The sequence below is a fragment of the Ferdinandcohnia salidurans genome, from assembly GCF_042680725.1.
Taxonomy (GTDB): domain Bacteria; phylum Bacillota; class Bacilli; order Bacillales; family Bacillaceae_L; genus Ferdinandcohnia; species Ferdinandcohnia salidurans.
Genome location: NZ_JBHUEK010000002.1, coordinates 1 through 9,635 on the forward strand (window position 1 = coordinate 1; position 9,635 = coordinate 9,635).

The 9,635-nt window shown below is 39.3% G+C and carries 10 protein-coding genes, 1 tRNA gene, 1 rRNA gene and 1 other RNA gene; 3 read left to right on the forward strand and 10 right to left on the reverse strand.

The window, feature by feature from the left end:
- From ACFSFW_RS00285 to tadA, 8 genes are all read right to left on the reverse strand, one after another.
- Positions 1-246: ribosomal RNA gene (locus ACFSFW_RS00285) — 16S ribosomal RNA — on the reverse strand; the annotation flags it as partial.
- Between the two features lie 322 nt (positions 247-568).
- On the reverse strand, positions 569-835 hold the full coding sequence (locus ACFSFW_RS00290; protein WP_304220504.1) for a pro-sigmaK processing inhibitor BofA family protein: 267 nt from the start codon (positions 833-835) through the stop codon (positions 569-571).
- A gap of 148 nt (positions 836-983) precedes the next feature.
- Positions 984-1,196 carry a YaaL family protein gene (locus tag ACFSFW_RS00295; protein WP_304220502.1) on the reverse strand — a complete coding sequence of 71 codons (213 nt, stop codon included), beginning with the start codon at positions 1,194-1,196 and terminating at the stop codon, positions 984-986.
- Between the two features lie 10 nt (positions 1,197-1,206).
- Positions 1,207-1,803 (reverse strand): recombination mediator RecR, encoded by a 597-nt coding sequence (gene recR / locus ACFSFW_RS00300; protein ID WP_099355777.1) that lies wholly within the window; start codon positions 1,801-1,803, stop codon positions 1,207-1,209.
- 24 nt (positions 1,804-1,827) lie between these two features.
- A complete protein-coding gene (locus ACFSFW_RS00305) occupies positions 1,828-2,148 on the reverse strand; it encodes a YbaB/EbfC family nucleoid-associated protein (RefSeq protein ID WP_099355781.1) in 321 nt (106 codons plus the stop codon).
- 26 nt (positions 2,149-2,174) lie between these two features.
- Positions 2,175-3,863, reverse strand: coding sequence for a DNA polymerase III subunit gamma/tau (dnaX, locus tag ACFSFW_RS00310; RefSeq protein ID WP_304220500.1), 1,689 nt, complete (start codon positions 3,861-3,863; stop codon positions 2,175-2,177).
- A 272-nt stretch (positions 3,864-4,135) separates the two neighbouring features.
- Positions 4,136-4,400: signal recognition particle sRNA large type (gene ffs / locus ACFSFW_RS00315), an RNA gene on the reverse strand.
- A gap of 95 nt (positions 4,401-4,495) precedes the next feature.
- Positions 4,496-4,987, reverse strand: coding sequence for a tRNA adenosine(34) deaminase TadA (tadA, locus tag ACFSFW_RS00320; RefSeq protein WP_304220498.1), 492 nt, complete (start codon positions 4,985-4,987; stop codon positions 4,496-4,498).
- Positions 4,988-5,103: 116 nt separating this feature from the next.
- On the opposite strand from tadA, the gene ACFSFW_RS00325 reads away from it, so the two are divergent.
- The 3 genes from ACFSFW_RS00325 (at position 5,104) to ACFSFW_RS00335 (ending at position 7,873) form a co-directional block, all read left to right on the forward strand.
- Positions 5,104-6,390 carry a LysM peptidoglycan-binding domain-containing protein gene (locus ACFSFW_RS00325; RefSeq protein ID WP_304220496.1) on the forward strand — a complete coding sequence of 429 codons (1,287 nt, stop codon included), beginning with the start codon at positions 5,104-5,106 and terminating at the stop codon, positions 6,388-6,390.
- Between the two features lie 171 nt (positions 6,391-6,561).
- A complete protein-coding gene (locus tag ACFSFW_RS00330; RefSeq protein ID WP_304220494.1) occupies positions 6,562-7,218 on the forward strand; it encodes a deoxynucleoside kinase in 657 nt (218 codons plus the stop codon).
- Entirely contained in the window at positions 7,205-7,873 is a 669-nt protein-coding gene (locus ACFSFW_RS00335; RefSeq protein ID WP_099355773.1) for a deoxynucleoside kinase, read from the forward strand. The genes ACFSFW_RS00330 and ACFSFW_RS00335 overlap by 14 nt, the downstream gene beginning before the upstream one ends.
- Positions 7,874-8,015: 142 nt before the next feature.
- On the opposite strand, the gene ACFSFW_RS00340 is transcribed toward ACFSFW_RS00335, so the two are convergent.
- A tRNA-Ser gene (locus ACFSFW_RS00340) sits at positions 8,016-8,108 on the reverse strand.
- A 107-nt stretch (positions 8,109-8,215) separates the two neighbouring features.
- Positions 8,216-9,496: a serine--tRNA ligase gene (serS, locus tag ACFSFW_RS00345; RefSeq protein WP_304220490.1), complete on the reverse strand. Its 1,281-nt coding sequence runs from the start codon at positions 9,494-9,496 to the stop codon at positions 8,216-8,218.
- Positions 9,497-9,635: the final 139 nt, after the last annotated feature.

Below are 9,635 nucleotides of genomic sequence, written 5' to 3' on the forward strand. Positions count from 1 at the left end.
CCGCGGGCCCATCTATAAGTGATAGCTAAAAGCCATCTTTTAATACGAGACCATGTGGTCTCATATGTTATCCGGTATTAGCTCCGGTTTCCCGAAGTTATCCCAGTCTTATAGGCAGGTTGCCCACGTGTTACTCACCCGTCCGCCGCTAACTTTTGGGAGCAAGCTCCCAAAAGTTCGCTCGACTTGCATGTATTAGGCACGCCGCCAGCGTTCATCCTGAGCCAGGATCAAACTCTCCAATAAGAGTATTGATTGCTCAATAGTTTGTTACTTTAGAATTAAACGTTGACGCTTGTATTGTGTTCAGTTTTCAAAGAACTTTTGTTTCGCCTCTCAGAAGCGACTTTATTAATATAACATCCTCATAAAAATAAGTCAACATTATTTTTTATGTTTTTTTCTTATTTTAAGGTATTCCCTGTGAGGAATTTAAATATACACCCGATACAACTAAATGTCAACAAATTATATCAAAATAACTTTGCTGTTTTCTAACTATCTCACTATTTATGACCTGGCGCCTAAATTAAACAATAAAAAAACAAATGAGATCCCATTTGTTTTTTTATCCTACTATAAATAAATCTATGATCACGAGTGCCGCTAAGCCTGGGAGACCGAGTAGACCAGATACTGCAGAAGTCACTAGATTTATGGGTACATGTAGGTCAAATGATTGTCCAAATGCATTTAAGAAAAATAAAAACAATGCGCCGATTAAGATTTTGACAAATACTTGTCCCACTAGTCGAATTGGCCTAAGAGGTGCTCCTATCAAAAGAACAAGTACGATCAATCCTCCAAGTATAGCTATAACAAACTTTGGTTCCAATCAGACTTCACTCCTTCTCACAACTTGTACTACTATTCTATGTGAGTGAAGAGTTTTAAGAACCTCTTGTCCCATTTTATTTACTAAATCCGGTCCTAATAAAAAAATCCTATCAGAGAAAGTCTTACTTCCTTGATAGGATTTACTTTTATAGAAATATTTTTCGCCTTTTTGCTTCTCTTAGTAAAAAGAAGTATTTGGTTTCCGCAACCTTAAGTTCATTTAGAACATCATCAGAAGGTTCAACACTTTTTTCGATAAGGTTTTTCTGTCTCATCCATTCCTTCTTTGCTATTTCTAACTGACTAAAGAGCTCTTGGTTATATTCTTGTCGAAGCTTTCCCTTCTTTTTAAAAAGCATAAAAGACCTCCTATAGTTCCCGGCGACCTTCAAGTGCCTTTGATAGTGTTACTTCATCAGCATATTCTAAATCTCCACCAACTGGTAATCCATGTGCGATTCTTGTGATTTTAATACCTGTCGGTTTTAGCAAACGGGAAATATACATAGCTGTAGCTTCCCCTTCGATGTTCGGATTAGTCGCTAAAATAATTTCTTGTACCGTGTCATCCTGAAGTCTTTTCAGTAATTCAGGAATTTTAATATCTTCTGGACCAATACCATCCATTGGGGAGATTGCCCCATGTAAGACATGATAGAGACCGTTGTATTCTTTCATTTTTTCCATCGCGATTACATCTTTCGGATCCTGTAGGACACAGATTACGGTTTTGTCGCGACGTTCATCTTCACAAATGTAACAAGGGTCTCTATCTGTTATATGCCCGCAATTTGAACAATATGTGAGGTTCCGCTTTGCATTAACAAGTGCTTTTGCAAAATCAAGCACGACATCCTCTTTCATACTTAATACAAAAAAAGCCAGACGCACGGCCGTTTTTGGGCCGATACCTGGCAATTTCATAAAGCTATCTATTAGCTTAGATATTGGTTCAGGATAATGCATATCTATCTAAGTCCTTTCAACCCATTAGAATGGAAGGTTCATTCCTTTAGTAAATTGACCCATTGTTTCATTTGTTAGGTCTTCGATCTTCTTAAGGGCATCATTTGTTGCTGCTAAAACAAGGTCTTGTAGCATTTCAATATCATCTGGATCTACTACTTCTTGTTTAATGATAACGTCAATGATTTCTTTTTGGCCATTTGCCTTTACAGTGACCATACCACCACCAGCAGTACCTTCTACCACTTTATCAGCAAGTTCTTCCTGTGCCTTCGCCATATCCTTTTGCATTTTTTGCATTTGTTTCATCATCTTTTGCATATTACCCATTCCGCCGCCACGCATCATGTTAAATTCCTCCTTTATGTTTATTATTCCTTTATTTCAATGAGCTCTGCACCAACAATTTTCATCGCTTCTGCAATAAGAGGGTCTTCTGTTTGCTCAGGCCCTTGATCATCATCGGTTTTTTGCCCACGGATAAACTCTTCTCTAATTTTACCCCATTCATCATCAGGTACACCAATCATTTCAAACCTTTTTCCAGTTAATGTAGAAAGAATGTTTTCGAGGTTTTCTTTTACTTCTGCGTTTTCAGATGCCATTTTACAATGGATTTCATATTTAAACTTTAACACAAACGCATTTGAAGAAGCTGCAACTGGTTCACTTTCAATTAAAAGGGCTGCATGAGACACTTTGTTTTGATTACGAAGTTGATCGAGCATATCGCCCCATTTTCCTTTTAATAATTCGAGATTTTGTCTAGTTGCACTCTTTAAAACCTCATTTATTCTTCCCACTGGGGTTCTGTAACCATTTCTAGATGTTTTTTGTGGACGTTTTTCAGCAGGCTTTGCATCTTGTGGTTGGGCTGTTACACCTTTTTCCTTAATCGATGCAAGTTCAGATTCTAGCATATTTATTTTATTCATTAAGCCTTCAATCTGTGGCAATGATTCTAATGAATGTTGTTTATCCATTTGAGTAAGCTTTACAAGCGCTACCTCTAGAAAAATTCGTGGATGGTTTGTCCACTTCATCTCCTGCTGGGCTTGGTTTAAAATATCCATGGTTTCATAAATTTCATGATTCGGGATATTTTTTGCAAGGTCTGAAAAGTCTTCATCAACTAAGACCCGCTCCATCACTTCTTCTAATTGGGGGGCTGTTTGATATAAAAGCATGTCCCTATAATAGAAGATTAAATCTTCAATGAATCTCATTGGGTCTTTCCCGAGGTCCATCATTTCATCGAGCGTCTTTAAAGCTGTTCGGACATCGCGTTCGTGTGTCGCCTTAACCACATTCGTTAGCAACGATTGCGAAACAGCCCCGGTTATCGTGAGAACATCTTCAAGTTTTACCTCTTCGTCACTGAAGGAAATCGCTTGGTCCAATAAACTTAGCGCATCCCGCATCCCACCTTCAGCAGCTCTTGCGATAACGTAAAGTGCTTGATCGTCCACTGTCACGTTCTGTTCAGATATGATCGTTTTCATTCTCCCTACGATTGCTTGAGTTGTAATCCGACGAAAATCAAAACGTTGACATCTAGAAATGATCGTAAGTGGAATTTTATGTGGTTCGGTTGTTGCTAAAATGAAAATGACATGTCTTGGTGGTTCCTCCAATGTTTTTAGCAAGGCGTTAAACGCACCAATTGAAAGCATATGTACTTCATCAATGATATAAACCTTGTAGCGTACTGCACTTGGAGCATACTTCACTTTATCGCGAATATCTCTAATTTCATCGACACCATTGTTTGAGGCAGCATCAATTTCAATTACATCAGAAATCGAGCCGTCGGTAATTCCTCGACATGCGGCACACTCATTACATGGCTCAGCAACTGGAGAACGCTCACAGTTAACGGCTTTCGCAAAAATTTTCGCAGCACTCGTTTTTCCTGTTCCCCTTGGTCCTGAGAAAAGGTAAGCGTGAGAAAACTTTTCTTGAAGAAGGGCATTCTTTAATGTTTGGGTTATATGTTCTTGTCCAACCACATCATGAAAGGTTTGTGGTCGAAAGACACGGTATAATGCTTGATATGCCATTGATATTGCCCCTCCTTCTCTTCGTCCACTTCCTATTATACAGGAAGTGAATATTCTGTACAAAGTGATTATACCATTCACTTTAAAAATCTAGAAAAAGCAAGAAAAGTTCAAGGCGCCTGCCTATCGGCGACAAGCATAAGACGAGCGCTGACAGAAGGTGCCTTTTACCTTCCGAAGCGATTGACTTATGACCTCGAGCCGATGGTGCCTTAAACTAGACAATAAAAAAACCCACCCGAATGAGTGAGTTGTTTTATGTAGTATAACTGCCGTGCACCTTCCGTCGAATAGTTACCCCAGGCGTTACTCAAGCAGTTAGCTCGGTCTAGGCAACCCTACGGCACATGGGAGAGTCCGCTTACTGCTGCTTCCTTCCGGACCTGACAGGATTCACGGGTTCCCATTGCGTAGGACCCAGACGTCAACACCACTTACTTGAGGCAGACCCTACAATAACTACCCTCTATGAAGGGATTCGGCCTCGCTAGAGCGGATTGCGAGTACAGGGCACCGCTACCTCCCCGCTTAGCACGGCAAAATTGATACCAAATTGTTAGGTGTCTTTGTGACACATTCTTAGTATAAAGGCTCATTCAAAAAAAATCAACGTATTCCAACTGTAAGTTTTTTCAAGTAGAACCAGTTGTACGATTCTTTTCTTCTTTTTTTCTCTTTCGAAGCTGTCTAAAAAACGAACTTAGGAGTTCACTGCATTCTTCCTCACAAACACCTGGAACAACCTCGGCTTGATGATTAAATCGTTGATCCTGTAAAAGGTTCATTAAGGTTCCCGCGCATCCTCCCTTAGGATCACTCGCCCCGTAAACGACCCGTTTTACCCGCGATAGCACGATTGCCCCCGAGCACATTGCACAAGGCTCAAGAGTGACATACAAGGTTGAATCCTCTAATCTCCATGTATCTAAACGTTGGCAGGCTTCATCAAGTGCCAATAGTTCTGCATGGGCAATTGAACGTTGCTGTGTTTCACGGAGGTTATGAGCTTTTGTAATAACTTCATCATTTATTACAAGGACAGCCCCAATTGGCACTTCGTCAATATCTGCTGCCTTTTTTGCTTCTCCAATCGCCAATTTCATATAATATTCGTCTGATTTCATCAAAATAAATACTCCCTCACTAGGCAATTAAACAACTTATCCAAGCATCATCTTTCTTATTCTCTCATAGAGTAATAAAGGTGTGTTACCTAGATTGTAGAATGAGGAGGTCAAACATGCAAATTCATGTTGTAGAACAAGGTCAATCCTTATTTGGAATCGCTCGTGCTTACGGAACCACAGTGGATGAAATTGTTCGTGCAAACCAAATTCCAGACCCCGGTAATCTAGCGATCGGCCAGGCACTGGTTATTCCTATTGTTGGACAATTTTACTGGGTACAGCAAGGCGATAGCCTCTGGTCGATTGCAAATAAATTTGGAATCAATTATCAGCAATTAGCACAAATCAACCAAATTCCGCCGAATCGTCCACTAAATGTAGGTCTTAGAATCTATATTCCTGCACGCCCAAAACGAAATGCAGAAATCAATGCTTATTTAGAACCATCAGGAACTTCGGTAAGTCCCGCTCTCGAAAGAAGTGCACGACAAGCAGCTCCATACTTAACATACTTAGCCCCATTTAACTTTCAAATCCAACGAGATGGCACTCTAAAAGAACCACCATTGAACAATTTACCAAGCATCGCAAGTGCAAATAACGTAACCCTTATGATGGTTGTTGCGAATTTAGAAGAAGGACAATTTAGCAATGAACTAGGTCGAATTGTGCTTACCGATCAAAATGTCCAAAATAAGCTGTTAGATACAATAGTAGAAACAGCTAAAAAATACGGGTTCCGTGATATTCATTTTGATATGGAGTTTTTACGACCAGAAGACCGCGAAGCCTATAACAACTTTTTGCGTAAAGCAAAACAGCGTTTTAGCCAAGAAGGCTGGCTGCTATCCACTGCACTTGCTCCTAAAACAAGTGCAGAACAAAAGGGTGCTTGGTACGAAGCACACGATTACAAAGCACATGGTGAAATTGTGGACTTTGTTGTCATCATGACCTATGAATGGGGTTATAGTGGCGGCCCACCAATGGCAGTATCACCAATTGGTCCTGTTCGAGATGTTCTTGAATATGCCCTTACTGAAATGCCAGGGTCGAAAATTATGATGGGTCAAAATCTCTATGGCTATGATTGGACACTACCATTTGTGCAAGGTGGCGAATATGCAAAAGCGGTAAGCCCACAGCGAGCAATTGAACTCGCAAAGCAGTTTAATGTTCCAATCCAATACGATACGAAGGCACAAGCTCCACACTTTGATTATACGGACTCAGCTGGAAAGCAACATAAGGTTTGGTTTGAGGATGCTAGAAGCATTCAAGCAAAGTTTGATTTGATTAAAGAATTGAATCTACGAGGAATCAGCTATTGGAAACTAGGGCTACCGTTCCCACAAAATTGGCTGTTGATCACAGATAATTTCAATGTCGTCAAACGATGAAATCATTCAAAGGAACTCGATTTTTCGAGTTCCTTTTTCTATTTAGTGCACAATAAGAAAACTATAATATTTCCCAGTCTGTTTTTTCGACAATTAATAACAAACATCTATCTTCCTGTGATAAAATAATGCTTATCTGTCATTTGATTGATATAAAAAGGGGGACACGAGATGGGTAGTAGGATTCCCTTTATTACAGTAGAGGGTCCGATCGGAGTTGGGAAGACCTCTCTCGCTAAGGCTATTTCAGAGCAATTTGAATTTGCCTTATTGAAAGAGATAGTCGATGAAAATCCATTCTTGGGTAAATTTTATACGAATATTGATGAATGGAGTTTTCAAACAGAAATGTTTTTCCTCTGTAACCGATACAAACAACTTGAAGACATTAATGAAAATTACCTACAAAGAAATCAACCGGTTGTTGCGGATTATCATATATTTAAAAACCTAATCTTCGCTGAGCGGACTTTGAAAACTCAGCAATTTCAAAAATACCTACAGATTTATGAGATTCTAACAGCTGATATGCCTGTACCAAATGTCGTCATATATTTACACGCTAGCCTCGATACTTTATTAGAGCGGATTAAAATGCGTGGTCGAGACATCGAAAAAGGTATTGACCCCGCATATCTTAGTCAATTAAGCCTTGATTATGAGCAATCAATGGCAAAGTTTGAAAAGTCACATCCGAATATTCCTGTTATACGTTTTAACGGAGACAAACTAGACTTTGTCCAGAACAAACAGGATCTGGAACAAATCCTATCAAAAATAGAAGACACCATTCTTGAAAAAGGAGTAAGACAGAATGAATTTGCGTAATAAATATGATATCCCTAGTAATGCAGTGATCACCATTGCAGGTACAGTTGGTGTTGGAAAGTCTACGATGACAAATGCACTTGCAAATGCACTTGGATTTAGAACCTCCTTTGAAAAAGTAGATACGAATCCATATTTAGATCGATTTTATGCAGACTTTGAAAGATGGAGCTTCCACCTTCAAATCTATTTCCTTGCAGAACGTTTTAAAGAGCAAAAGAAAATCTTTGAATATGGCGGAGGATTTGTCCAAGATCGTTCTATTTATGAGGACACAGGCATATTTGCGAGAATGCATTATGAAAAAGGAACAATGGCACCTGTCGATTATGAGACTTATACTAACCTTTTTGATGCAATGGTAATGACACCATATTTCCCACATCCGAATTTATTAATTTATCTTGAAGGCAGCCTCGACGATATAATTAATCGAATCCAGGAACGCGGGAGACCGATGGAGCAACAAACTCCTATTTCATATTGGGAAGAAATGCACGGTCGCTATGAAAAATGGATCAATAATTTTACTGCTTGCCCAGTCCTTCGATTAAACATCAATGAATACGATATTTTACAAGATGAAGGTTCAGTTGAACCAATTATCGAGAAAATTTCAAAGTTTATCAGACAAACTGAGCTTTTAAAAAGCTAGAACGACAATTACCCCTTTTGAGATCATCACTCAAAAGGGGTTCTTTATTGATAAAATATATTTTAAAAAGCAAAAAACTCGTTACTGTAATAGTAACGAGTCCATCTCCAATACTTTATGCGCTAGTATTATTTAAAAATTATGGCGGAGGAAGAGGGATTCGAACCCCCGCGGGCTTTAACACCCCTGTCGGTTTTCAAGACCGATCCCTTCAGCCGGACTTGGGTATTCCTCCGTATCGACAAAAATTAATATACCATAGTTCTAATTTGTATGTCAACATTATTTATAAAAAAAATTATTGGCCAGGAAAATAATAAATCCTGGCCTTTATTTTTCAGATTACTTCGGACCAATTACTTCTTTATTTCTCATATAAGGACGTAATACTTCCGGTATGATAACTGTACCGTCTTCTTGTTGATAATTCTCTAGGATTGCTGCAACAGTTCGACCAATGGCAAGTCCAGAACCATTCAAAGTATGAACATGCTCAGGTTTTGAATCTCGATCACGACGGAAACGAATATTCGCTCGTCTTGCCTGAAATGCCTCAAAATTACTACAAGAAGAAATTTCACGGTAAGTTTCGTAGCTTGGAATCCATACTTCAATGTCATATTTCTTTGCTGCAGTAAATCCTAAATCTGCACTACACATGCTCAAGACACGATAAGGAAGACCTAATAACTGAAGTACCTTTTCAGCATTTGCTGTTAAGCTTTCCAATTCTTCATAAGAATCTTCTGGCTTTACAAACTTCACTAGTTCTACCTTATTAAACTGATGCTGGCGGATCAACCCTCTTGTATCTCTTCCCGCTGAACCAGCTTCAGAGCGGAAACAAGCACTAAATGCCGCGTACTTGATTGGCAACTCTTCTCCACCTATAATTTCATCACGGTGTAGGTTGGTAACTGGAACCTCAGCAGTCGGAATTAAGAAGTAGTCTTCATTTTCAATGAGGAATGCATCTTCTTCAAACTTTGGTAACTGTCCTGTACCTGTCATGCTTGCACGATTGACTAGATATGGAGGAATGACCTCTTCATATCCATGTTCCTCCACATGAAGGTCTAACATAAAGTTAAATAACGCTCTTTCAAGTGTTGCCCCAAGCCCCTTATAAAATACAAAGCGGCTACCAGTTACTTTTCCTGCACGTTCAAAATCTAAAATTTCAAGTTGATCAGCAATTTCCCAATGTGGCTTTGGTTCAAATCCAAACTCAGGAAGCTCACCCCATTTACGGATTTCAACGTTATCATCCTCAGATTCACCAATTGGCACACTTTCATGTGGTATATTCGGAATTGATAACATAAGATGCTCTAATTGTCCTTCTACATCTCTTAATTCCGTGTCTAATTCTTTGACTTTGTCCCCAACTTCACGCATCTCTAAGATGAGAGCATCTGCATCTTTTTTCTCTCGTTTTAAAATGGCGATTTGACCAGACACTTCATTTCTACGGCTTTTTAACTCCTCAGTCTTCAAAATAAGCTCGCGGCGCTTCGTATCTAATTCCTCAAAACGCCCAAGGTCAGTTAAATCCTCACCACGATACTTTAATCTCTCTTTCACTTCATCAAAATGGCTTCGTAAAAATTTAATATCTAACATCACTTAAACCTCCTAAAATCTATGTAGTTATAGTAACAATGTGTAACCAATCGTGTCTGTCGAGAAGCAAGTATTTCAAGGCGGCGCAGGTTTGAGGACCGGAGCGTAGCTAACCTACGTGAGGACCAGAGAACCAAGC